The organism is Neoroseomonas terrae (assembly GCF_018129025.1).
GTDB lineage: Bacteria > Pseudomonadota > Alphaproteobacteria > Acetobacterales > Acetobacteraceae > Neoroseomonas > Neoroseomonas terrae.
Genome location: NZ_JAAEDI010000008.1, coordinates 86,668 through 110,353, shown reverse-complemented (window position 1 = coordinate 110,353; position 23,686 = coordinate 86,668). Strand labels below are relative to the sequence as shown.

Annotated in this window: 22 protein-coding genes; 12 read left to right on the top strand and 10 right to left on the bottom strand. The window is 69.8% G+C overall.

Annotation, left to right across the window (positions count from 1 at the left end):
* Positions 1–29 precede the first annotated feature (29 nt).
* On the top strand, positions 30–1,049 hold the full coding sequence (locus GXW78_RS09180) for a helix-turn-helix transcriptional regulator (RefSeq protein WP_211868090.1): 1,020 nt from the start codon (positions 30–32) through the stop codon (positions 1,047–1,049).
* A gap of 26 nt (positions 1,050–1,075) precedes the next feature.
* Here GXW78_RS09180 and GXW78_RS09175 read toward each other — a convergent pair whose 3' ends face one another.
* Positions 1,076–1,795 (bottom strand): 4'-phosphopantetheinyl transferase family protein, encoded by a 720-nt coding sequence (locus tag GXW78_RS09175; protein WP_408904174.1) that lies wholly within the window; start codon positions 1,793–1,795, stop codon positions 1,076–1,078.
* A 135-nt stretch (positions 1,796–1,930) separates the two neighbouring features.
* On the opposite strand from GXW78_RS09175, the gene GXW78_RS28460 reads away from it, so the two are divergent.
* Positions 1,931–2,866, top strand: coding sequence for a helix-turn-helix transcriptional regulator (locus GXW78_RS28460; protein WP_211868086.1), 936 nt, complete (start codon positions 1,931–1,933; stop codon positions 2,864–2,866).
* Positions 2,867–3,263: 397 nt separating this feature from the next.
* Here GXW78_RS28460 and GXW78_RS09165 read toward each other — a convergent pair whose 3' ends face one another.
* Complete coding sequence (locus GXW78_RS09165) at positions 3,264–5,309, bottom strand: hydantoinase/oxoprolinase family protein (protein WP_211868084.1); 2,046 nt, start codon at positions 5,307–5,309, stop codon at positions 3,264–3,266.
* Positions 5,310–5,469: 160 nt separating this feature from the next.
* A complete protein-coding gene (locus tag GXW78_RS09160) occupies positions 5,470–7,113 on the bottom strand; it encodes a hydantoinase B/oxoprolinase family protein (protein WP_211868082.1) in 1,644 nt (547 codons plus the stop codon).
* 93 nt (positions 7,114–7,206) lie between these two features.
* Between GXW78_RS09160 and GXW78_RS09155 the strand changes: the two genes are divergently transcribed.
* From GXW78_RS09155 to GXW78_RS09130, 6 genes are all read left to right on the top strand, one after another.
* The gene (locus GXW78_RS09155; protein ID WP_211868080.1) at positions 7,207–8,145 is read left to right on the top strand and encodes an SMP-30/gluconolactonase/LRE family protein; all 939 of its coding nucleotides are present in this window, start codon (positions 7,207–7,209) and stop codon (positions 8,143–8,145) included.
* 63 nt (positions 8,146–8,208) lie between these two features.
* Positions 8,209–9,336, top strand: a complete 1,128-nt coding sequence (locus GXW78_RS09150; protein ID WP_211868078.1) for an ABC transporter substrate-binding protein — start codon at positions 8,209–8,211, stop codon at positions 9,334–9,336.
* Position 9,337: 1 nt separating this feature from the next.
* The gene (locus GXW78_RS09145; RefSeq protein ID WP_211868075.1) at positions 9,338–10,204 is read left to right on the top strand and encodes a branched-chain amino acid ABC transporter permease; all 867 of its coding nucleotides are present in this window, start codon (positions 9,338–9,340) and stop codon (positions 10,202–10,204) included.
* Entirely contained in the window at positions 10,201–11,076 is an 876-nt protein-coding gene (locus GXW78_RS09140) for a branched-chain amino acid ABC transporter permease (RefSeq protein ID WP_211868073.1), read from the top strand. The genes GXW78_RS09145 and GXW78_RS09140 overlap by 4 nt, the downstream gene beginning before the upstream one ends.
* Positions 11,073–11,831, top strand: coding sequence for an ABC transporter ATP-binding protein (locus tag GXW78_RS09135; protein ID WP_211868071.1), 759 nt, complete (start codon positions 11,073–11,075; stop codon positions 11,829–11,831). Before GXW78_RS09140 ends, GXW78_RS09135 begins: the two co-directional genes overlap by 4 nt.
* Positions 11,828–12,538 (top strand): branched-chain amino acid ABC transporter ATP-binding protein, encoded by a 711-nt coding sequence (locus GXW78_RS09130; RefSeq protein WP_211868069.1) that lies wholly within the window; start codon positions 11,828–11,830, stop codon positions 12,536–12,538. The genes GXW78_RS09135 and GXW78_RS09130 overlap by 4 nt, the downstream gene beginning before the upstream one ends.
* 10 nt (positions 12,539–12,548) lie before the next feature.
* Here the strand turns inward: GXW78_RS09130 and GXW78_RS09125 are convergent, their stop codons facing one another.
* The 6 genes from GXW78_RS09125 to GXW78_RS09100 all read right to left on the bottom strand — a co-directional run bounded on the left by GXW78_RS09125 (position 12,549) and on the right by GXW78_RS09100 (position 18,964).
* The gene (locus tag GXW78_RS09125; RefSeq protein WP_211868067.1) at positions 12,549–13,307 is read right to left on the bottom strand and encodes an SDR family oxidoreductase; all 759 of its coding nucleotides are present in this window, start codon (positions 13,305–13,307) and stop codon (positions 12,549–12,551) included.
* A gap of 40 nt (positions 13,308–13,347) precedes the next feature.
* Positions 13,348–14,391: an amidohydrolase family protein gene (locus GXW78_RS09120; protein ID WP_246521989.1), complete on the bottom strand. Its 1,044-nt coding sequence runs from the start codon at positions 14,389–14,391 to the stop codon at positions 13,348–13,350.
* A gap of 26 nt (positions 14,392–14,417) precedes the next feature.
* Positions 14,418–15,356 (bottom strand): Bug family tripartite tricarboxylate transporter substrate binding protein, encoded by a 939-nt coding sequence (locus GXW78_RS09115; protein ID WP_211868065.1) that lies wholly within the window; start codon positions 15,354–15,356, stop codon positions 14,418–14,420.
* 224 nt (positions 15,357–15,580) lie between these two features.
* Entirely contained in the window at positions 15,581–16,975 is a 1,395-nt protein-coding gene (locus GXW78_RS09110; protein WP_211868063.1) for an MDR family MFS transporter, read from the bottom strand.
* Positions 16,976–17,006: 31 nt separating this feature from the next.
* Positions 17,007–17,999 (bottom strand): NADPH:quinone oxidoreductase family protein, encoded by a 993-nt coding sequence (locus GXW78_RS09105; RefSeq protein WP_211868061.1) that lies wholly within the window; start codon positions 17,997–17,999, stop codon positions 17,007–17,009.
* Positions 17,999–18,964, bottom strand: coding sequence for a Bug family tripartite tricarboxylate transporter substrate binding protein (locus GXW78_RS09100; RefSeq protein ID WP_211868059.1), 966 nt, complete (start codon positions 18,962–18,964; stop codon positions 17,999–18,001). The genes GXW78_RS09105 and GXW78_RS09100 overlap by 1 nt, the downstream gene beginning before the upstream one ends.
* 65 nt (positions 18,965–19,029) lie before the next feature.
* Between GXW78_RS09100 and GXW78_RS09095 the strand changes: the two genes are divergently transcribed.
* The 3 genes from GXW78_RS09095 to GXW78_RS09085 all read left to right on the top strand — a co-directional run bounded on the left by GXW78_RS09095 (position 19,030) and on the right by GXW78_RS09085 (position 21,135).
* Positions 19,030–20,145 carry a CaiB/BaiF CoA transferase family protein gene (locus GXW78_RS09095; protein WP_211868057.1) on the top strand — a complete coding sequence of 372 codons (1,116 nt, stop codon included), beginning with the start codon at positions 19,030–19,032 and terminating at the stop codon, positions 20,143–20,145.
* Positions 20,146–20,382: 237 nt separating this feature from the next.
* The gene (locus GXW78_RS09090) at positions 20,383–20,853 is read left to right on the top strand and encodes a DUF2778 domain-containing protein (RefSeq protein WP_211868055.1); all 471 of its coding nucleotides are present in this window, start codon (positions 20,383–20,385) and stop codon (positions 20,851–20,853) included.
* Between the two features lie 6 nt (positions 20,854–20,859).
* Entirely contained in the window at positions 20,860–21,135 is a 276-nt protein-coding gene (locus GXW78_RS09085) for a hypothetical protein (protein WP_211868052.1), read from the top strand.
* A 401-nt stretch (positions 21,136–21,536) separates the two neighbouring features.
* Here GXW78_RS09085 and GXW78_RS09080 read toward each other — a convergent pair whose 3' ends face one another.
* Positions 21,537–22,565, bottom strand: coding sequence for a Bug family tripartite tricarboxylate transporter substrate binding protein (locus GXW78_RS09080; RefSeq protein ID WP_211868050.1), 1,029 nt, complete (start codon positions 22,563–22,565; stop codon positions 21,537–21,539).
* A 137-nt stretch (positions 22,566–22,702) separates the two neighbouring features.
* Between GXW78_RS09080 and GXW78_RS09075 the strand changes: the two genes are divergently transcribed.
* Positions 22,703–23,683, top strand: a complete 981-nt coding sequence (locus tag GXW78_RS09075; RefSeq protein ID WP_211868048.1) for a lysozyme inhibitor LprI family protein — start codon at positions 22,703–22,705, stop codon at positions 23,681–23,683.
* The last annotated feature ends 3 nt before the right edge of the window (positions 23,684–23,686 follow it).

Genomic DNA, 23,686 nt, shown 5'->3' with positions numbered 1-23,686 from the left:
ATGCGTCGCATTCTCATTTATGTGATCGCATGTCCAACCATCGCCCCGACCTGTCCGCCCTCACCATCGAGGAACGTGGCCTGCGCCATGCCCAACCGGCGGAACTGTCCGCCGATGCGCGCGCCGAGATCGAGAACCGGCTTCGCGGCTCGGAGGTCCTGGCGGGGCAATGCCGGCGCCTGTGCATCCGCCCGGGGTTCTATCTCGGACTCTATGACATCACGGTTATCGAAGGATCGCCGGAAGCCGGGGAGGTTCCGGCCGGCCTGACCACCACGGTGCTGCTGGAGGGTGCGGGCCAGAGCTGGGTGCATCTTCCGGCGGAACCGGCCGCCGCGCGTCCGCTCACGTATGCGGGGGGCATGACCTATTTCTGCTTCTCCGACGGGCCCGTGCTGGGGCGGACGCGCCTGCCGCCGCATTCCCGCTTCCGGGCGGTCGAACTGCGGATGGAGCCGGACTTCCTTGCCGAGATCGGCCTGCTTGAGCCGCTCCGCGCGACGGATGCCGAACATCCGCTGTGCCATGTCGCGCTCGACGTCGCCTGGGTCGGCCTGTTGCGGACCCCGGAGCGGCTCGCGATGCTGGCCGCGACCGCCAGCCGCATGACCGACATCGCCGTCGCAGGCGACCTGGCGCTGGAGGGCGCGGCCCTCGACATGCTGTTCATCGCCGCCGAACTGATCCGCACGCCGCCCGATCAGCGCAGCGTGCCGGAGCGGGAGTTGGAGCCGTTGCGCGAGGCGCGGCGGCTGATCCTGTCGTCGCCCGCCGAGCCGTGGACGATTGCGACCCTCGCGCGGCGCGCAGGAATCGGGGAGAAGCGGCTGAAGGCCGGTTTCCGGGCCCGCTTCAACACCTCGGTCAACGCCTTCCTGCAGGAGGTCCGGCTGGAACGCGCCTATCGCATGATGACCCAGCAGGGCGCGAGCGTGACGGAGGCGGCGCTGGCCGTGGGATACGCCAACCCCAGCCATTTCGCGGAGATGTTCCGGCGGCGCTACGGGCTCACCCCATCGGCCGCGATCAGGGCGGTTCGGGCACCGTAGCGCCCGGGTCCTACCGGCCGCGCTGTTCATTCGGTTGCAGACCGGACGGCAATCGGTCGTCGCCATCTGTCCCGGACCGTCAGCGTCGCAACGTGGCCGGGCGGAGCCGACACGTCATGCACGGCGAATGCCTCGGCGCTGCCTAACCGGCTCGGCAGTCGCCGCAGCCTGGCGTGCGGCATGTCGAACACGACCTCGGCGGGCGGCACCGACAACCCGGCGCCATCGGCCTTCAGGACGCTCTCCTTCTGCGTCCACAGGCGGAGAAACCATGCGGCGCGGCTTGCCGGCGGCAGGTTGACCAGGAAAGCCCGTTCCTCCGCCGCGGTCGCGCCGCGGATCAGGTCTGACGACACGCGCCGGTGCAGCCATTCCAGGTCAATGCCGAGATCCACCGCCGGATCATCACTCACCGCAAGCACGGCCAGTTGGCGAGAATGCGCGAGGTTGAAGCGCCATCGCTCGCGCCCCGCCCCTTGGAGCATCGGCTTGCCATGGGGGCCGGACTCGAAGCGTAGGCTCAAGGGCAACACGCCGATCCGGTCAGCCAGCACGACACGCATGAGGAAGCGGCTCTCGCGCCATAGCGCGGCGTCCTCGGCGCGGCGAAAGCGGTTTGCCGCCTCATGCTCGGCATCGGTCAGGGATCGGGCGTCGAAGGGTCGGCCGTTGCGCCCATCGGCCCAGCGCCAGTGAAGGCTGATCGGCACGGCGTGCGGGGCGGCGCTGCCGTCGGATGCTGGCATCGTGGGACCCACGCGACAGGACCGCGTGCGCGTGCGCTAACGGAAACGGTGCCGGCCTGGCTGGGATCCGGACAAACTTCGATGGTGGACGCGGTGTAACATCGTGGTATTGCGAATCATTCTTACTTAGGCGGTGTGCAAGTGGCGATCGAGTGTCTTGCAGGCCAATCTTCGCGGTCTCCTCCGTGGCAGGGGCAACTGGCCGCGCGCGCCGAGGCCGCGCCCATGCGCCGGTTGGACGTTCATCCGGGGTTCTCGCTGACCCTTCATGATGCGTCGGAGGGGATCATGACGGGGCGGGCGGGGCTCGGCATCGTGGTCCTTCTCGCAGGCAGCCTGCGGAACGAGCGCTGCAGTGGGTGCGACGCCGGCTGTCCCATTGCGCGGACGCACGGCCAGGTCACCCTGCTGCGCTGGCAGCAACATGACCGGACCCTATGGGAGACAGTCGGCCAGCCCTTCCGCGCCGTCGAACTGCATGCCACGCCGGATTGTCTCGCCGGCCTCGACGCGCTGGCGTCGATGCGGGGCGCTGACCGCGATCACCGGCTCTGCCGCGAATGCCAGCCGGGCCTTTGGGTCGGCGCCTTCCATACGCCGGAATCGCTTGCGCGGACCGCCGGGGGGCTGCTCGCCGCCGGTCTGTCGTCCGGCGCGGCTCGGCTTCAGGCCGCGCGCGGCGCGGTCGAGATCCTGGAGGCCAGCCTGGAGGCGATCCGCCGCCCCCCCGATTGCTGCTGCTCGGCACGCGACCGGCGGCGGGTCGAAGAAGCGCGCGACCTGCTGGAGGCGGCGCCGGCCGAACCGTGGTGCATTCGCGACCTCGCCCGGCGGGTCGGGCTGAATGAACGGAAGCTCAAGAGCGGCTTCAGGACGCAGTTCGGCACGACGGTCATTGAGCACCTGACCGTGATCCGGCTGCGCGTGGCGCACCGGGCGCTGGTGGAGAGGAATACGCCCGTGGCGCAGGCCGCGCTCAATGTCGGGTATGCCAATGCCAGCCATTTCGCGCTTCTGTTCAAGGCGCGGTACGGGATAGCGCCGTCGACGTTGTTGCGGGCGCCGACTTAGCTTCAGCCAACGATCGGCCGGCGTCGTCGCCGTGCCGGGGCGGCTGAACCTCGCGCCGTCGGCGGCGTGGCGCGCGGTCCTCGGGATGCTGGAGGCGGGCGCGCACCGGCATTTCAACCTCTGGCGCTTCGCCCGCTGGGCCACCCACAACGGCATCGAGGCGACGGGCCGGACTACCCTCCCGGGATCGAACTGGTCGGCCACCTCATGGCCATGCTCCAGGCGGGCGGCGCCTTCGCGAACGGCGCCGATGAGACTAGCCGCGATCTCATCAACGCCGTATCCAACGGTTCGGTAAAGGGGACTATGAGGGGGCAAAGCCCCTCCAACTCGACAGCGGAAATATCGATGCCTGGAGAGGGCAAAGCCCGTTCCATTCCCGCCGCCCCTTGCACCCTCAACCGACCGTTACGTCCAGCCACCCCTGCCCGTTCATCCGCGCGGTGTCCCCCGCGAGCAGAAGCACGGTCGTCGTATCGCTCTCGACGATCGCCGGCCCCGCCACCTGTTGCATCGGCGTCAGGGCGCCGAAGTCGAACACCGGCAGGTCCTGCTCCACCCCATCGATCCACGCCTGGCGCGTCGCGAAGGGCGAGGCGGCCGCGCCGGCCGCCGCCGCCTCGGGCGCCGCCATGGGCGGCAAACGACCGATGACGGCGAGGCGGGCATTCACCAGCACAACCTCCTCCTCCCGCAAGGCATAGGTGAACAGCGTTTCATGGCGCGCATGGAAGGCGTCGGTCACGCGGCCCGTCAGGCCAGGTGCCTCCCACTCCACGGCCTCCAGCGGCACGGCGATCTCGAAGACCTGCTCGCCATAGCGCATGTCCGCGGCGCGCTTCGTCTCGACCTCGCCACCGAACCAGGAGGCGACGCGGGCGCGGCCTTCCGATTCCAGCCCGGCCCAGATGGCGTGGAGCGTCGTGTCATCCGGCACACCACCGGTGTTGATCTCGCTGCGCGCCATCTCGTAGCGCAGATCGGTGTGCAGCATGCCCCAGGCGGACAGCCCGGCCGCAAAGACCGGCACCGCAACCCGCCGCATGCCGAGTTCCCGTGCCACCGCCGAGGCATGCAGTCCCGCCGCGCCCCCGAAGGCGAGCAGGGTGAAGTCGCGCGGATCGACGCCCCGCCGCACCGTCGCGACGCGGATGCCGTCGGCCATGCGGATATTGGCGAGCCGATGCACGCCCTCCGCCGTCGCCATGGCATCAAGCCCGAGCGTCCCGCCGAGCCGCCCGAAGGCCGCCAGCGCGCCGTCCCGATCGAGCTTGCGCGCCCCGCCCAGGAAGTTGTCCGGGTCGAGATAGCCAAGCACGAGATTGGCGTCCGTCACCGCCGGTTCCGTCCCGCCCTGCCCATAGGCAACCGGCCCCGGCACCGCGCCCGCGCTGCGCGGCCCGACCTGCAGCGTGCCGCTCGCGCCCACATGCCCGATCGACCCGCCGCCCGCGCCGAGCGTCACGATGTCCAGGCTCTCCAGCGCGATCCTCTCCCCGGCCACGGTCCGGCCGCGACCCAGCGCGGCCTCCCCATCCTGGATCAGCGCGATGTCGGTGGAGGTGCCGCCGACATCGAAGGTGATGAGGTCCTGCCCCAGCCCGCGTTCCGCCAGCGCGACGCCCGCCGCGACACCGCCCGCCGGTCCCGACAGCGCGGTGCCCGCGGCCAGCCGCGCCGCTTCCTCGACCGGCGCCACGCCGCCATGCGACAGGATGACGAAGACCGGCCCGTTGTAGCCCGCATCGCTGAGCCGCCCACGCAGCCGCGCGAGATACCGCGACACGATCGGCCCGACATAGGCGTTCACGCAGGCGGTCGAGAAGCGCTCGAACTCCTTGATCTGCGGCAGCACCTCCGCCGAAGTCGTGACGAACACGCCCGGCAGCGCCGCGCGCACCGCCTCCGCCGCCTCACGCTCATGGCTGTCGTCGCGCCAGGCGTGCAGGAAGCAGACGGCGACCGCCTCGACATTCTCCGCCTTCAACGTCGCGATTGCCGCGTCCAGCGAGGCACGATCGAGCGCCGCCTCCACCGTGCCATCCGGGCGGATGCGTTCCGCCACCGGCAGGCGCAACCGCCGCGGCACCAGCGCGGGCGCGGCCGGCAGGCGCAAATCGTAGCGCTCGGGCTTCAGCCCCTCGCGCATCTCGATGACGTCGCGATGCCCTTCGGTGGTCAACATCGCGACCTTCGCCCCCTTGCGTTCCAGCAAGGCGTTCGTCGCGACGGTGGTGCCATGGACGATGCGTTCGGTGCGCGCGAGCAGATCCCGCAGCGCCAGCCCCAGCCGCTCCGCCAGCACCGCGAGGCCATTCACCACGCCCTCGCTCTGGTCAGCCGGCGTGGAAGACGCCTTGGCGAGCGTCGTCACGCCATCCGCGGCCACGCAGACCACATCGGTGAAGGTGCCGCCGACATCGACGCCGATACGGTAGGTCATGCGCAATATCCTGAAGGAAGAAAGATCGGGGGAGAGAACTCCCCCGAGCCCCCTCCTTTTTCTATCTGCTGGAGACTGACGTCGGGGGCCGGGCGCCAATAGACAAAAAAAGGAGGGGGGTTCGGGGGGAGTTCTCTCCCCCCGACCTTTGCACCCGCCCTCACAGCAACCCCTCCTCGGCATCGCGCGCCCGCGCGGCCGGATCGCGCTTCTCCGGCGGCCCCCAGCCACCGCCGCCACCCGCGCGCACATGCAGCGTGTCACCCGGCGCGAGCGGAATGCCGACTTCCTTGGTCTTCAGGTCGCGCGACGTGCCGTCCGCGCGGTCCAGCGTGTAGTGATGTGGCGCCGCATCCTCGCCGCCGAGCATCCCCGCCGCTCCGTAGCGCACGCCGTCGCCGGCGGTGTTCGCGACCGCCGGCCCGTCCGTCTCCAGCCGCATCAGCAGCTCGCCGCCGAGGCCGCCGCGGAACGTGCCGTCACCGGCGCTTCCCGGCCGGAATTCGTGCTTGGCGAAGAACAGCGGGAAGCGCGCCTCGGCCATCTCGACGCTGCCAAACTTGAGCCCACCGGCGGAATGCCACTCGCCCGCCGTCGACCACCCATCGCCCTGCGAGGACCCGCCGCCGCCCGGCCGGGCGTGGAACAGGTGCCACACGAAGGACCGCCCCGGCCGCCGTGCATCGCTGCCCTTGATGGCGATGCGATACCGCCGTCCCCAGCCGCCCATCGCGCGATCCGGGCAGGCATTCGCCAGCGCCTTGACCACCGCCTCGCAGATCTCGTTCGAGCAGTGGGAGGTGCACATCGTAACCGGCGCGCCGTCGCGCGGCAGGACGATGGTGCCTTCCTTGGCGATGATCTCGATCGGCCGGAAGCAGCCGTCGTTCTTCGCGACCTCGGGGTCGAGCAGGAAGGCGATCGCCATCCGCACCGCGCTCGCCGTGTTGGGCCAGGAGGAATTGAGGAAGGACGGCACCTGCGGATCGGACTCCGTCAGGTCCACGACGATCGAGTCACTCTGCTTCGTCACCGTCGCGCGAATGGCGATGTCCTGCCGCCCGAACCCGTCATCGTCGAGGAAGGCCTCGCCCTTCCAGCTCCCGTCCTTCCAGCTTCCGATGATGCGCCGCGCATGCGCTTCCGACAGCGACAGGATCGCCGCGACGGCGGCCTCCGTCTCCGTCGCGCCGTGCTTGTCCAGCACCGACAGCAGCCGCTTCTCGCCCAGATGCGCCGCGCCGATCATCGCCATCAGGTCGCCGCGGACTTCGCGCGGCAGGCGCGTGTTCGTCACGATCATCCGCACCAGGTCGGCCCGCGCGACGCGCCCCTGCCCGAGCAGGATCGGCGGCAGGCGCAGCCCTTCCTGAAAAATCTCGGTGGCCGCCGGGTTGTAGGCGCCATGCGTGCCGCCGCCGATGTCGGTGTGATGCGCGCGGACCACCGAATAGAAGATCGGCCGCCCATCCGCGAAGACCGGCACGATGATCGTGAGGTCAGGCAAATGCGACCCGCCATGGTACGGATCGTTCAGCAGGTAGATGTCGCCATCGACGATGGAATCGCCGAAGGCATCCAGCACCGCCTTCACCGCGAAGGGCATGGCGCCGACATGGATGGGGATGTGGTCCGCCTGCGCCAGCAGCCGCGCCTGGCCGTCGCAGATCGCGATCGAGAAGTCGCGCGAGGAGTTCAGGATCTGGGAATAGGCGGTGCGCAGCATCGCCTCCCCCATCTCCTCCACGATGGCGCGAAATCGATTGTCGAGGACGGAGAGCGTCACGGGATCAGGTGCGGTCATCCCCGAACGCTCCGGTGACAGGGCGACTTCGTCAAGGCTTCGCAGCGTGGCCGGACCGCGCCATCATCCCTCCGCAAGGGGAAGGAACCGCCAATGGCCGCCACCATCGAATCGCCCGATCTGCGCGTCGTCACCGACGGCCTGCGCTTCCCCGAAGGGCCGGTCTGCATGCCGGACGGCTCCATCGCCCTGGTCGAGATCGAATCCCGCCGCATCACCCGCGTGACCGAGAAGGGCGAGAAGACCACGATCGCCACCGTGACCGGCGGGCCGAACGGCCTCGCGCTCGGCCCGAAGGGCATGCTGTACCTCTGCAACAACGGTGGCTTCTCCTGGCATGAGGAGCCGGGCCTGCTGCGCCCGGGCTTCCAGTCGGCCGATTATTCGGGCGGGCGGATCGAACGCATCGACCCGGCATCGGGCGGTGTCGAGACACTGGTCCGCGCCATCGACGGCCGGCCCCTGCGCGGCCCGAACGACCTGATGTTCGATGCCCATGGCGGCTTCTGGTTCTCCGACCTCGGCAAGGTCCGCGCGCGCGACCGTGACCATGGCGGCGCCTACTACGCGAAGGCGGATGGCTCCGGCGCGGTCGAGGCCGCCTTCCCCATCTTCGGCGGCGCCAACGGCATCGGCATCAGCCCTGACGGCAAGACGGTCTATGTGGCGGAGACCGAGACGGGCCGGCTCTGGGCATGGGACGTGGAAGCGCCCGGTAAGCTCTCCAAGGCCGCATGGCCGTCCACCGCCGGGGGGCGCGTGATCTGCCAGTTCCCCGGCTTCCGCCGACTCGACAGTCTGGCGATCGCCGCCTCCGGCAACATCATCGTCGCGACTCTGGTGGCCGGGGAGATCACCACCGTTTCCCCCGCCGGCGAGATCCTCCGCGTCGTGAAGATGCCCGAACGCATGCCGACCAACATCTGCTTCGGCGGCGCCGACATGCGCACCGCCTACATCACGCTGTCGACCACCGGGAAGCTGGTAGCGATGGAATGGGACGAACCGGGCCTCCGCCTTCCCCACGGTTGACAGGCGCCGCAGCCGGACGGAATGCTGGGCTTAACAAGCCAAACCTTCTCGGGAGTTCCGTTCATGTCCGGTCCGCAGATCGCGCGCCGCGCCCTGTTGGGCACGGCGCTTGCCGCGCCCTTCGCCCATCCGTCGCTGGCCCAGGCCACCGATCCCTATGTGATCGGCACGCTGTTTCCGATGAGCGGCCCGAACGCCGAATACGGCACGCTGTTCACCAACGGCGCGGCGCTGGCCATCGAACACGCCCGCGCGGACAACATGCTGCGCCGCCCGATGCGCATCCAGGCCGAGGATACGCAGGCCCTGCCGCAGCAGGGCGTCATCGGCATGACGAAGCTCGTGAATGTCGACAAGGCGCATTACGTGCTGGTCGGCTTCACCGCCGTGTCCAAGGCCGTCGCTCCCGTGGCCGACCGCGCGAAGACCATCGCCGTGAACGGCGGCGCCGTGGGTCCGGACCTGTCGGGCCTGTCGCCCTATTTCTGGAACGTCATCCCCCTCGCGCATCTCGAGACGCAGGCCTTCATCCCCTTCCTGATGGGCCGCAACCTCAAGCGCATCGCCCTGGTCTATGTGGACGACCCGCTGGGCGACGCGATCCTCGGGCTGCTGCGCACGGAACTGCCCAAGGCGGGCGGGGAACTCGTCGGCAGCTTCTCCGTCCCGCGCACCGCGCAGCAATTCGGCCCGGTCGCCGCCCGCGTGCGCCAGTCGCGGCCTGATGCGGTCTACATCGCGTCCTTCGGCGCGCAGCAGGCGCAGATCATCAAGGGGATGCGCGACAACGGCATCCGCGTGCCGCTGGTCGGCTATTCCGCGCTGTCGATCCCGACCGTGACCGCCATGCCGGAAGCCGAAGGCGTGATCTTCACGAGCCAGAAGTTCGACTACACGGGCGGGTCCGAGGTCACGCGCCGCTTCGCGACCGACTTCAAGGCGAAGTACGGGTCGGACCCCGGCACCTACAACGCGAACTACTACAACGCGGTCCGCCTGTTCGCCCTGCTGGCGAAGGAGCTGGAGGCCGAGGGCGCCGAGGTGAATGGCGAGAATCTGCGCCGCACCCTGCTGCGCGTGCGGGAATTCGACCTGGTCGGCGGCAAGGCCACCTTCGACGACAAGGGCGACATGTCAGCGGAGATCCAGGTGAACGAGATCCGCGGCGGGCGCGTCGTCCCGATCGCCTGACGTGCTGTTTCTCCAGCTTCTGCTGCAGGGCCTCCAGACCGGGGCCCTGTATGCGCTGACCGCCGCGGGCTTCGCGCTGATCTTCGGCGCGACCCGCATCTTCCACTTCGCCCATGGCGCGACCTTCGCCATCGCCGGCTATGTGTTCCTGTATTTCTGGAACGCCGGCCAGCCCTGGCCCGGCGCGCTCGCGGCCATCGCGGCCGCAGTGGTCTTCGGCCTCGGCATGGAACGCTTCGTCTACCGGCCGATCCAGCGGCACGAGGGATCCTTCTTCACCGTCTTCGTCGCGGCCTTCGGCGTCGCGGTGGTGGTGCAGAACCTGATCGGCATGATCGCGGGGCGCGGCTTCGCCTCGGTCGATACGCCGCTGTCCATGGCGAATGAGGTGCTGCCGGACGTCTTCCTGGCGCCGATCTTCTGGATCGCGATCGCCGTCGCCATCGTCCTGTTCGTGGCGCTCTCCGCCTTCCTGACGCGCACCCATGCGGGCGTCGGGCTGCGCGCGCTGGCGCAGAATCCGGACCTGCTGCGCGCTTACGGCCTGTCCTCCAACCGGCTGTCGATGCTGGCCTTCGCTCTGGGCTCGGCCATGGCGGCGCCAGCGGCGATCCTGACCGCGATGACCACCGGCCTGAACGAAGCGGTGGGCCATCACGTCATGCTCATCTCGATGGCCGCGACGATCGTTGGCGGGGTGGGGTCGCTGCGCGGGGCGGCGCTGGCCGGACTGATGCTGGGCGTCGCGGAATCCGTGGCACTCCAGTTCGTCGACACGCAATGGGCCGAGGGCGTGTCCTTCCTCGTCCTGTTCGCGTTCATCATCTTCCGCCCGAGCGGAATCTTCGGGGTGGCCCAGACGCGATGATCGCCTATGCTGCCAATCTCGCGACCATCGTCGCGATCTTCGCCATCCTCGCCGCGACGCTGAACTTCATCGTCGGCTATGCGGGGATCTTCTCCGTCGCCCACGCGGTGTTCTTCGGGCTCGGCGCCTATGCCGGCGCGCAGGTCGCGCTGCTGCTGATCCCGGATCCGCTGCTGGCCTGCCTCGCGGGTGCTGTCGTGGCGGGCGGGCTTTCGCTCTGCCTCGCCTTGCCCGCGCTGCGCGTGCGTGGCGAGTATTTCGTCGCCGCCTCGATGGGGCTTCAGATGATGGCGGTGACGCTGTTCTCGGAAGCCAAGCCGCTGACGGGTGGCATTGGCGGGCTGGTCAACATTCCCCGCCCGACGCTGTTCGGCGTGGAGGTCAGCGTGCTGCCCCTCGCGCTGGTCGCGCTCGCGCTGATCCTGCTCGCCACCGCCCTGCTCCAGCGCGGCGCCTTCGGCCGCACCCTGCAGGCGCTGCGCGATGCGGAGAGCGCGGCGGAGGCGCTCGGCAAGAATGTCGCGGCGGCGAAGACGCTCGCCATGGCCTTCGCCTGCGCCGGGGCGGGCATCGGCGGTGCGCTGTTCGCGCTGCACCTGTCCTTCGTGAACGTCGAATCCTTCACCATGGACCAGTCGGTGCTGGTGATGGCGATGGTGATCATCGGCGGCACGGGCACGCTGTGGGGGCCGCTGGTCGGTGCGATCATACTGCTGTCGCTGCCCTCCGGCCTCGCCTTCATTCCCTTCATTCCGCCGACCGAGGTCGGGGCGGTGCAGCAGATCGTCTACGGCCTCGCCATGACGCTGCTGATGATCTTCCGGCCCGCGGGCCTGGTCGGCGACCTCTCCAAGGGGAGGGCCACGGCATGACGACCGAGGTCCTTCGCACGGAGAACCTCTCCCGATCCTTCGGCGGCGTGCAGGCGGTGGCGGGCGTGTCGCTGACGCTGCATGCCGGTGCCGTCACGGCGCTGGTCGGGCCCAACGGCGCCGGCAAGACGACGACCTTCAATCTCATCACCGGCAATCTGCGCGCGGATTCCGGCACGGCTGCCATCCGCGGCAAGCCGATCATGGGGTTGAAGCCATGGCAGGTGGCGCGCCTCGGCGTCGCGCGGTCCTTCCAGGACCTGCGGCTGTTCACGCACATGACGGTGCGGGAGAACGTGCTGGCCGCCACCGAGACGGCGTCCTGGTTCTGGCAGCCCGGCGGCAGCACGGCGCGGCGCGCCCGTGAGGCCCGCGCCGATGCGGCGCTGGAGGCGACAGGCCTATCCGCCCTGGCGCGCGCCCGCGCGATCGACCTCGCCTATGCCGAGCGCAAATTCCTCTCCATGGCCCGCATCCTCGCGGCCGAGGCCGACATCTGGCTGCTCGATGAGCCCGCCTCCGGCCTCGACCTCGCCTCCCGCACGCGCTTCGGCCAGTTGCTCAAGGACGCGCAGGCGCGTGGCGTGGCGATCTGCCTGATCGAGCACAATCTCGACGTCGTCGTGGAACTGTCGAACCGCATCGCCTTCCTCGACCAGGGCAAGGTACTGGCCGAGGGCGATCCCGACGCCATCCTCAAGGACCCGGCGCTCGCCGCCATCTATTTCGGCGACCGCCCGCAGGAGGCCGCGTGACCCCCATCGCCATCGAGGCCCTTGGCCTGTCTGCCGGCTATGGCGGGCGCGAGGTGCTCCAGGACGTCTCGCTGACCCTGCGCGCCGGCGAGATCCTGTGCATGATCGGCCATAACGGTGCCGGCAAATCGACGCTGCTGCGCGTGCTGTTCGGCCTGCATCGGCCTTCCGCCGGCAACGTCCGCATCTTCGGGGATACGTTGCCCGGGTTCACGCCGGCGGCGCTCGGCGCAGCCGGGGTCGCGCTGGTTCCGGAAGGCCGCGGCGTCTTCCCCGACCTGACGGTGGAGGAGATCTTCGGCCTCGCTTTGTGGTCGGCCGGGGTACCGAAATCCGGCCAGCGCGAACGCATCGACGAAGTGCTCGAGGTGCTGCCCCGCATCAAGGAATTCCGCACCCGTCGCGCCGGCACACTCTCCGGCGGCCAGCAGCAGATGGTGTCGATCGGCCGCGCCCTGCTGACCCGCCCGAAGGTGCTGCTGCTGGACGAGCCTTCCATCGGCCTCGCACCCAAACTGTTCCAGGATCTGATCCGCCCGATCGCCGCGCTGCGCGAGTCGCGGGGCATGTCGATCCTGCTGGTGGAACAGAATGTGCGCGAAGCCTTCGCCGTCTCCGACCGCGTGCTGGTGATGCGGTCGGGGAAGTTCATCTTCGAGGGCGCGCCGGCCGAACTCGACCATGCGCGCCTGATGGAATTGTTCTGACGCCGCCGCGTCAGATCATCAGCACGCCGCCATTGATGTCGATGGTGGCGCCGGTGATGAAGCCGGCCTCCTCGCCCGCCAGGAAGGCAGCCAGCGCCGCGATCTCCTCCGTCGTGCCGAAGCGGCCGACGGGGATCGAGGCCAGCACGCCCTTGAGAACCTCCGGCGGCGAGCCCTGGGTCATCGGCGTCTCGATCCGGCCTGGCGCGATCGCGTTCACCGTGACGCCGTCGCCCGCCACTTCCTTCCCGAAGGCACGCGTCAGGCCAAGCAGCCCCGTCTTCGTCGTCACGTAGTGCGCCGCGGCCACGCCGCCGGGCGAGCGGCCGGCGCGCGACGCGACGTTCACGATGCGGCCCCAGCGCTGCGCGCGCATCGGCGGCAGGCAAAGCTGAATCATGCGGAACGGCGCCGTCAGGTTGATCCGCAGCACGCTCTCCCACTCGCTGAGTTCAATCTCAGCGGCCGGCACGCGGCGCCCGTTGCGCTTCGGTGAGATGGCGGCGTTGTTGACCAGGATTCCCACCCTGTCGAAGTCCGCACCAAGGCGTTCCGGCAAGGCCGAGACCGCCCCCTCATCCGCGAGATCGAGGGCCAGGCCCACCGCACTTGCGCCCTCGGCACGGATCTCGGCGGCCGCCTCCTCCACCTCGCGCTCCAGCACATCCAGCAGCACGACATGGTGCCCGGCCTTGCCCAACCGGCGCGCAATGGCCTGGCCCATGCCACGCGCCGCACCGGTGATGATCGCGGTCCGCTTGTTACTCATCGCCTGTCATCCCCTCTTGATGCTGCCCCTGCCACGCCGTTCAGGCGGCGATCGGTTCCAGCCGATAGATGCGCGCCGCCGTGCCGCTGAACAGCGCGCTGCGCTCGACCTCGCTCGCACCCGCCGCGAGGCGCTTGAAGGCGTTCCACAGGATCCGGTAGCCGAACATTCCCTTGTCCACGGGAAAGTTACTCTCGAACATGCAGCGCTCGGCGCCGAAGGCCTCGATGCAGGTCTCCACATAGGGCCGGAAGGCCAGCGCCAGCGCCTCGGAGGACGGTGGCGCCGCGCCATGGTGGAAGTCCAAGCCCAGCAGGTGCATCCCGCCGCCGCCCAGCTTCATCGACAGGTTCGGCACCGCGGCGAGCGCACGGATAGCTGGCCGCCAAGCCTCGAACACCTCGGCGCGGCGCGAGGCGAACGGCCCAATGCCCAACGGGCCGCCGAGGTGATTGACGATGATCTGCGTCTGCGGGAAGGCGCGCGCCAGATCGGCGACCTCGTCGAGCTGCGTGTGATATGCCCAGACGTCATAGGACAGGCCGAGCGGCGCGAGATGCGCGAAGCCGGTCCGGAACGCCGGATCGAGCAGGCGCTGCGCCGGAATGCGCCCGAAGCTCGACACGATGCTCGGATGCGACGTGGTCATGTTGCGCACACCGCGCAACCGCGTCGGCGCTGCCGCCAGATGCGCTTCCAGCACCGGCCGCACGGCGTCGCCCAGCATCAGATCCGCCATGCAGACGATGCCGGCGGCGATCCGCGGCCCCGCGGGATCCGCCGCTTCGGCCACACGCTGCACGAATTCGGTCTCGCCGACCGGGCGCATCGGCGCCGGGCCGTCCTCGCGATAGTAGGAACGGCACTGCACAAAGACCGTGGCGCGAACATCATGCCCGTCGCCAAGATCGGCAAGCAGCTCCTCCGCCAGATAGCGTTCTGCCGGCCGGTGCCACAGATGATGATGCGGATCGATGATGGGCAGTGTCGGATCGAGCACCGGTTCGTGCGTCTGCGCGAGCCAGTCCTCGCGCACGGGGACATGCGGCGGCGGGAAGTCGCGCGTGGTCGGATCGAACGCCATGGCCGTCGTGCTCCTCTCCCGCCCGCTCAGTCGATGCGGATGTTCGCGGCGCGCACCAGCTCGCCCCATTTGGTGAAATCGCGCTCGATCCGCGCGGCGAAGGCGGCGGGCCCGTCCGCCCGGGCCTCGAAGCCCAGGTCGTGCAGCCGCGTCACGACGGTCGGCTCCCGCACGGCCGCCATGGTCTCCGCCGACAGCCGGTCGATGATCGGCTGGGGCGTCCCGGCGGGCGCCATCAGACCGAACCAGAAGGTCGTCTCGAACCCCGGCAGTGCCTCGGCGATCGCCGGAACGTCAGGTAGGGATGCCGCGCGCTGCTCGCCCGTCACACCCAGGGCGCGGATCTGACCTTCGCGGATGAAGCCGGTCGCTGAAGCGAGGGAATCGACCGCGAGCTGGACGTCGTTGCGCATCAGCGCGGTCAGGCCTGCCGCATTGCCGGCGAAAGGCACGAGCACGATGTCGAGGCCGGCGCGATGGTTCAGCAGTGCCGCAGCCAGGTGATTGGTGGTCCCCATGCCGGGATAGGCAATGTTCAGCCGCCCCGGATTCGCTTTCGCGTAGTCGACCAGGCCGGTCAGGCTCTGGAAAGGCACGGCGGTATTGGCGACCAGCACCAGCGGCGCATCGATGTACAGCGAGATGGCCGCGAGATCGCGGCGCGGATCGAAGCGCAGCGACGGGTTGATGTTGGGGGTGATCGTGATCGAGGAAGCGGCGTAGAGCAGCGTGTAGCCGTCGGCCGGGGCGCGCATCACGATCTCATTGCCGATCATGGTGCCGGCGCCGGGCCGGTTCTCGGTCACGATCGGACGGCCGAGCCGCTCGCCCAGCTGCTGCGCCAGCAACCTCGCGCTGACATCGGACGACCCGCCCGGCGGGAAGGGCACAACGAGCCTGATCGGTCGGTCAGGATAGGATTGGGCTGTGACCGGCGCCGGCATGGCGCAGAGCGTGGCAGCCATGAGGGCGGCAGCACGGATCGCACGACGAGAAATATGGGCAAGTCGCATTTCTGGCGTTCTTTCATCCCTGGCAGCGCCGTGAGCCCCGCCGCGCATGCAGTCTTCTTTGTCAGCGACGGACTGACCGTCCGGTCAGGAAGCGCTATAGGCCAGGACAGCGGGGCCATCAACATCGCGTGGGTTGAATCGCTCGCCCGCGTGTCAGGTACAGCAGCAGACCCTGGCTACCGCTTGTGCCCCGACACTTCCTCCCCCGCATCCGCCGCCAGCCGTGCATGCAGCGGCACCGACAGCAGCACCACTGCCGCCGCCACGAGAAACCCGCGAGAGAAATCCACCGGCATCAGGTCGGCCCGCCCCGCCATGGATGACGACACCTCCAGCGCCGCTGTCGCCAGCACGACGCCGAGCGCCGGCGTCAACTGCTGCACCGTGCCGTAGAACGCCGTCGCGGCCGACATCCGTTCGGTCGGTACATCCGCGAAGGCCAGCGTGTTCAGGGAGGTGAACTGCAGGCTGCGCGCGAGGCCGCCGATCGCCAGCAGCACGAAGATCGCCGCCGATGGCCAGTTGGGCCCGACCAGCGACAGCGCGGCGATGCCGATCGCCGCCAGAACGCCGTTCGCCACCAGCGCGCCGCGGAATCCCGTCCGCTTCAGCACCGGCCGCACCAGCGGCTTCATCGCGAAGGCGCCGAGCGCCGTGGCGAATGACACGAAGCCGCTTTGCGCTGCGCTCATGCCGAAACCGATCTGGAGCATCACCGGGATGAGGAAGGGCACCGCCCCCGCGCCGGTGCGGAACAGGCTGCCGGCCACGGTCGCATCCCGGAAGGTCGCGACGGACAGCAGCGAGATGTCCACCGCGGGCCGCGGCACGCGCAGGCAATGCCGCACCGCGAAGAACCCTGCCACGAGCCCCAGCGCAAGCCCCGCCCAGGACACCGCCTCCGGCACCACATGCCGGCCGACCGTCTCCAGCCCGAACATCACCAGGGCCAGCGCTGCGCCTGTCAGCGCCAGCCCCACCACATCCGGGGGCCCCGGCCTGGTCGGCGCCACCGGCGGAATCTTCCAGGCCACCAGCAGGAAGCCCATGATCCCGATGGGGACATTGATCCAGAACACGGCCCGCCAGGACCACAGGTCGGTCAGTACACCGCCAAGCGGCGGCCCGGTCACCGGCCCCAGCAGCGCCGGCATGGTCAGCCAGGCCATGGCCGACAGCATGTCCTTCTTCGGCACCTCGCGCAGCAGCAGCAGCCGCCCGACGGGCACCATCATCGCCCCGCCCAGCCCCTGGAGGATGCGGAAGGCGATCAGCTCGCCGAGGCCCTGCGACTGTCCGCACAGCACGGAGGAAAAGACGAAGACCAGGATCGCCAGCATGAAGACGCGCTTCGCCCCGAAGCGATCGGCGATCCAGGAGGAGAACGGGATGAAGACGGTCAGCGCGACGAGGTAGGAGGTGATCGCCGCGCCGAGCCGCGACGGGTCCTCACCCAGATCCCGCGCCATCGCCGGCAGCGCGGTGGCCAGCACCGCGCTGTCCAGGTTCTGCATGAACAGCGCCGAGGCGACGATCAGTGCGACGTGCCGGTGGTCGTGCACCCGGGTCATGCGGTGCGCACCCGCCGGAACATCGCTCCCCTCACGGTCGCAGCACCACGCGCCCGGCGCTGCGCCGGCTGCTCACCTCGGCCATCGCCTCCCGGAATTGTTCAAGCGGAAAGCCCGCATGCACCTCGGGCCGCAACGCGCCCTGCTGCCACCAGGTCGTGAGCTGCGCCCACAGCTCCCTGGCGCGCGGCGCGTACAGGCGGCGGTTGTCGCCGGGCGACCAGCCGACATAGGTGCCCCAATTCACCCCGGCCACGCCGATGTTCTTCAGCAGCAGGATGTTTGCCGCGACCGTCGGGATGCCACCGCCGGCGAAGCCGATCACCACCAGCGTGCCGCCATCGCCGAGGCAGCGCAGCGACTCGTCGAAGGCCAGCCCGCCGATGGTGTCGAGCACGCAGGCCACGCCCTGGCCGCCCGTCGCCTCGCGCACCGCGTCGCGGAAGGGCGCGGCGCTGTCCAGCACCGCCTCGGCGCCGCGGTCGCGCAGCATGGCGTGCTTGGGCGCGCCCGCGCGGGCGATGACGCGCGCACCCATCGCCTTCGCGATCTCGACACCCGCGAGGCCGACGCCGCCCGCCGCGCCATGCACCAGCACCCAGTCGCCCGGCGACAGCTGCGCCCGCCACAGCAGCCCGGCGCCGGCCGTGGGGTAGGAGATCGGGAAGGCCACCGCCGCCTCCGCAGGCAGCCCTTCCGGGATCACGACGACATGGATGTCGTCTGCCACCACCTCCTCCGCGTAGCCACCCCAGTCGAGTACGGCGAAGACGCGCGCGCCCGGCGGCGGCGCTTCCGCATCCGGCGCGGCCTCGATGACGGTGCCGACCACCTCGGTGCCCGGAATGAAGGGCAGCGGCGGCTTGCGCTGGTACTTCCCCTCGACGACGAGCTGCGTCGCGAAGGACACGCCGGCCGCCGCGATGCGGATGCGCACGCCGCGCGGGCGCATCGGCGGCGGCGGGACTTCCTTCAGCTCCAGCGCATCGAAGGGCCGCCAGGACTCGCAGACGATCGCGCGCATCATTCCATCCGGATGTTGGCGGTGCGCACGATGGCACCGAACTTCTCATACTCGCTTCGGCAGAAGGCCGCGAAATCGGCCGGACTGTCAGCCACCGGATCGGCGCCGAGCGTCGCCATCCGCGCCTGCACATCGCTGTCCCGGACGGCCACGGCCACCGCACGCTGCATCCGTTCCGCGATCGCCCCCGGCAGGCGCGGCGGCGCCCACACGCCATACCAGGTGGAGATCACCAGGTCCGGAAAGCCGGCCTCGGCCGTGGTCGGCAGGTCGGGGTATGCGGCGATCCGCTGCGCCGTCGTCGTCGCCAGGGGCCGGAGCAGCCCCTGCCGCACCGCGCCGGCGCCCGCCGGCACGCTGTCGAACATCACCTGGATGTTGCCCGCGATCAGGTCCTGGATCGCCGGTCCCGCGCCGCGATAGGGCACATGCGTCATGTCGACGCCGGCGATCTGCTTGAACATCTCGCCGGCCAGGTGCTGCGCCGCGCCGATGCCGGAGGAGCCATAGGAAAGCTTCCCCGGATTGGCCTTCGCATGATCCGCCAATTCGCGCAGCGACCGCACCGGCAGGGACGGCGTCACCAGCGCGACAAGCGGCACCATCGCCATGTTCGTCACCGGCGTGAAGTCGGCGAGCGCGTCGAAGGGCATGTTCCGGTTGAGATGCGGGATGATCACATGGATCGAGGCGTTCATCAGGAACACCTGCCCGTCCGGCGCAGCGCGAGAGACCTCGGCCGCGCCGATCGTCCCCGAGGCGCCGGGCCTGTTCTCGATCACCAGCGGCTGCCCGAGTTCGTGCTGCGCCCGCATCGCCACCACCCGTCCGATCAGGTCGGTCGGCCCGCCGGGCGGATAGGGCAGGACGACGCGCACCGGCCGGGCCGGCCAGTCCTGCGCGAGCGCCGGCGCTGCCACCGGCGCCACCACCAGCCCCATGATCGTCCTGCGACCGATCCTCATGGCGTCCCCTTCCCATCGTCCCGCTTCGCGTCAGGATAGGCCCGGACCGAGACGGAGGAAATGCGATGAACGAGGCCATGCGGCCCTATCGGGGCATTCGCGTGCTGGATGCGGGGCAGGGTATCGCCGCCCCCTATTGCGGCATGATGCTCGCCGCCTGCGGGGCCGACGTCATCAAGCTCGAACCCGCGGAAGGCGACTGGTCGCGCGCGCTCGGCACCGCCAACGACACCGTCTCGGTGATGACCGTCTGCTTCAACCGCGGCAAGCGCTCCGTCGTGCTCGACCTGAAATCCGAGGAAGGCCGCGCCGCGACCGCGAAGCTCGCCGCCTCCGCCGACGTGCTGATCGAGGCGTTCCGCCCCGGCGTCGCCGCGCGCATCGGCCTCGGGCCGGAGAATGCGAAGCCCGATGCCGTCTGCCTGTCGATTTCCGGCTTCGGCCAGAGCGGCCCATATTCCGAACGGCCCTGCACGGATTCCGTCGCGCAGGCCTTCTCCGGCATCGTCGCCCTGAACGAGGGCGCGGATGGCGCGCCACACAAGGTCGGCGCCTTCGTCTCGGACATGGCGACGGGCATCTACGCCTTTTCCGCCGTGCAGGTGGCGCTGGCGGCGCGCGCGCAGGACACGACACCGCGCCGCCGCCTGATCGACCTGTCGCTGATGGCCGCGACGTCCAATCTGCTGACGCACCAGATCGGCGAATGGGGCGTGCAGGGCAAGCCCGCCGCGCCCCCCAACGCACCGGCCGGCGCGTATCGCGCCTCGGACGGCGCCTGGGTCATGATCACCCTGGTGCGCGAGGCCGAATGGCTCGCCATCGCCGAGGTGCTCGGCATCCAGGAAGCCGCGCGCGATCCGCGCTTCGCCAGCTTCCCGCTGCGCTGGGAACATCGGGACGCGCTCTATGCAATCGTCCGCGAAGCCTTCGCGAAACGGCCTTCGACGGAATGGGTGCAAATGCTGCAGGGCGCTCGTCTGCTCGCGGACCGCGTCAACACGCCGCTCGACTGGCTGTCGAACGAACACGTCCTCGGCCATGGCGCGGTGACGCGCATGCAGCAGCCGCAGCTCGGCGAGGTGCCGCTGCCCATGCTGCCCGGCCTCGGCCACTGGACCGCGCTCGCACCCGCGCTCGGCGAACACACGGCGGAGGTCCTGGCCGAACTCGGCACCTAGCGGGAATCATCCGAACAAAAGATCGGGAGCCCCGCCGCCGCGCATCACCGCATGGCGACCGGATCGCGCGCGGCAGCGGCGGCCCTCCGCCGTTCCGCCCTCGTCGTCGCGACGCGGGCAGCACAGCGCGGCGCTGCGAAGCGGTTCAGACCGTCATCCAGCCGACACGGAGCTGTCAGTAGTTCTTTCGATCCGGGGCGGTAGGCCTGTTCCCGACATCTCAACGGAGCCTCCCGCATGTCCGCCTGGCAGTTCGTGCTGAACGACCAACCGATGAGCACCCTGGTCCGCAGCGATCTCTCCGTCCCGGCCTTCTCCGGCCTCAGCGACAATGTGAATCGCTGCGCCTCCGCCTGCTTTGTGAACCAGGGGCCAATCCCGCCCGGCACCTACCACATCGTCGATCGCCCTACCGGCGGCATCCTCGGCGGCGTGCGCGACTGGTGGAGCGGCAAGAGCGAATGGTTCGCCCTTTTCGCCGATGATGGCAGCCTCGACGACGCCATGCTGTGCGACGAGGTCAGCCGCGGCAATTTCCGCCTGCACCCCAAGGGGCCGCTCGGCATCAGCCAGGGCTGCATCACCGTCGAGAACTGGAACGACTTCCAGCGGGTGCGCAACCTGCTGCTCAGCGAGACGCCACAGCCCGTGCCGGGCAGCGCGCTGACGGCCTATGGCAGCGTCACCGTGCGCTGCGGGCAGGAGTAGCCCGCGTTGCGACCCGTCCTGCGCTACGCCCTTCTGTGGCTCTGGCTCGTCCTCGGATCGGTCGGCCTCGCTTTCTGGTGGATGCGCAACCCGGATAGCTTCCCACCCCTGCCCGACGCAGTGCGCACGACGTTGCTGGACTGGTACGGCACCGGCGGCTGCTGCGAATCCTTCGCCGACTTCGAATCCCTCGTTGTGCTCGGCGTGGCGTTCCTGACGGTGCTCGTCGCGACGCTAGTGGTGTGGCTCGGCTGGCGGGCATTGCGACCGGCAGCGCGGTAGCGCCCTGGCCGTCGCCGTGGGATCTCTCGAACGCTACCGGCGCGATAACGAGAGACCGGGAGGGCGTTGCCTATCTCCGACTGCACCGACGCGAGCCCGCTTCACGTTGGCTCGCAACGCGAGGATTGGCGGCGGTCGGATCAGGAAGGGGCTCTGCCCCTTCCCGAACCCTACCCCGGCAAAGGCCGAAGGGCCTTTGCAAACCTCAATCTGGCACTGCGCGCAGCGCGTACGACCGTCGTCCTACTACGGCTCTGCGCATAACAGGGCTTGGGGGGATCAGGGCGCGACCTCCGCGCCCAGCGCCAAGTAACGGCGGTCCAGGCCATCCATGGCCTGGCGGGGTGAGGTTCGGAGAGGGGCGGCGCCCCTCTCCGATCCCAACTCCCCACCAGCCCCAACTACGACGGCTGTATCCCGATCCGCCGCACCAGCCCGCCATACACGTCCCGCTCCCGAGCCAACCGGTTCGCGAAGACTTCCCCCCGTTCGAAGGTCGGCGCCATGCTCATCAGCGCCATCCCCTGCGCGGTGGCGGGCTGGCCGAGGGACTCGCCGATCGCGGAGGCCAGCCGGTCCACGTGCTCCATCGGTGTCCCGGCCGGCGCCATCACCCCGTACCACGGCACGGCGAGCGCGTTCGGGTGGCCTGCATCGGCCAGCGTCGGCACATCGGGCAGGTCGGGGTTGCGTCGTTCGGCGAGGGTGGCGATCGGCACGGCCCGACCTTCCCGCACCGCCGGCAGTGCTACGGCGTCGAACAGCAGTTGCACGCGCCCGCCCAGCAGGTCGACGAGCGACGGGGCGGAGCCTCGATAGGGCACGTGTTCCAGGCGGATGCCGGTCTGCTCGGCGAACAGCTCGCCGCTGAGCTGCGTGATCGTGCCGTTCCCCGCGGAGCCGAAGCGCAGGGCGCCCGGGTTCGCCTTGGCGTGGGCGATCAGCCCGGCGACGTCGCGGAACGGCACGGATGGATTTGCCGCGACCACGCCATAGGCGAAGCAGGTCATCGCCACCGGCGTGAAGGCGGTCGATGGATCGAAGGACAGGTTCATCACGTGCTGCGCGATCACCATCACCGCGCAGGGGAAGGCGAGGAAGGTGTGCCCGTCCCGCGCCTGCGCGACGTACTGCGCGCCGATCGTCCCGCCGGCGCCGGCGCGATTCTCGATGACGATGGGCTGGCCCAGGATGCGCTGCATCGGTTCCGTGATGGGCCGGATGGAAAGATCGGTCGTACCGCCGGGCGGATAGGGCGCGACCATGGTGATCGGCCGGTTGGGCCAGCTTCCCTGGGCATGCAGGGCACGGGGCGTGGCGAGCGCGGTGGCGGCGGCCAGCAGCGGCCGACGCCGCAGAGGCGTGGTGATCGGCATCGCATCCTCCCATTCCCCGCCTGTGTCGCGGGGATTGCCGGTATCCTGGATCACCGCAGGACGTCGCAGCAATGACTTCGCGTCGTCGCGACGATGTCATCGCGCCGCATGCAGGGTTTCGTAGACGCTGCCGCGATGCCTGGGCCAACTCGGCGGCCACGCCATGTCCATCCGAGGGGCCTGACCGACCCGTGATCCCCGTTGCTTCCGTCATCCGTGGAGCCGCCGTCGCGGCGGCGCTCGGCCTCGTCGCGCTGCTGCCGAACGCTGCCCACGCCGCCATCGACTGCCGCGCCCCGGCCGATGCCTTCGACCGCACCGTCTGCTCAGATCCTGGCCTGTCCGCTCTCGCCGCCGAGGTCGACGCCTATCGCAGCACCATGACGGGCATCGCCTGGCGCCGCGGGCTGCGTGAGCGGGACGACGCCGCCATGGCACGGCTGAGGCGGGACGCCGGCCAGAACCCGGCGGCGATCCGCCAGGGACTGCAGGCGCGCCTTGCCGCGCTGCGCACGGAGAATGGCTGGTTCTCGACCCATGGGCTCGAGGAAGCGCCGGAGCGCCGCCTCCGCAGCACCTGCCTCGCCCTGCCCTCCTCGGACGGCGCCGCTGCCCAGCGCCGGTCCTGCCGGGTGGCTGAGTTTGGCACCCTCGGCACCGTCGATGGCCGTCGCTTCGCCTTTGCACTCTATGAGTACCCGCCCGACCCGACCGGCGAGATCCCGCACGAGACCGCGGTGCTCGTATTCTCCGGCGGCCAGCCGGGCGAATGGACCGTCGATGTCGCGGAGCGCCTGACCGAAGCGAGTTGTATGCGCCCGCGGCTGGTCCGCCACGGCCAGGACACGCTGCTCTACCTGCCATGCGCGGAAACCGGCACCGCCGGCGGGCCGATCCCGCTGCTCTATCGCCGCGCCGGCCCCGCGACTTTCCGCATATGGCAGGACATCGACGCCGAGGTCTGGCTCGCCACGCTGCCACCGCGCCTGCCGCTCGGCCTGGAAAACGGCGTCACCGCCCTCGACCCCGAACGCATGGTCGCGACTTTCCGCCTGTTCCGCGGCGATACGCCTGCGGGTCGCGGGGAGGCTCGCCTCGCCATCGATGGTGAGCGCCTCGTGCTGCAGGACGTGTCGATGCTTCCCGCAACGCAGCCGGGGCTATCCCGGTGATGC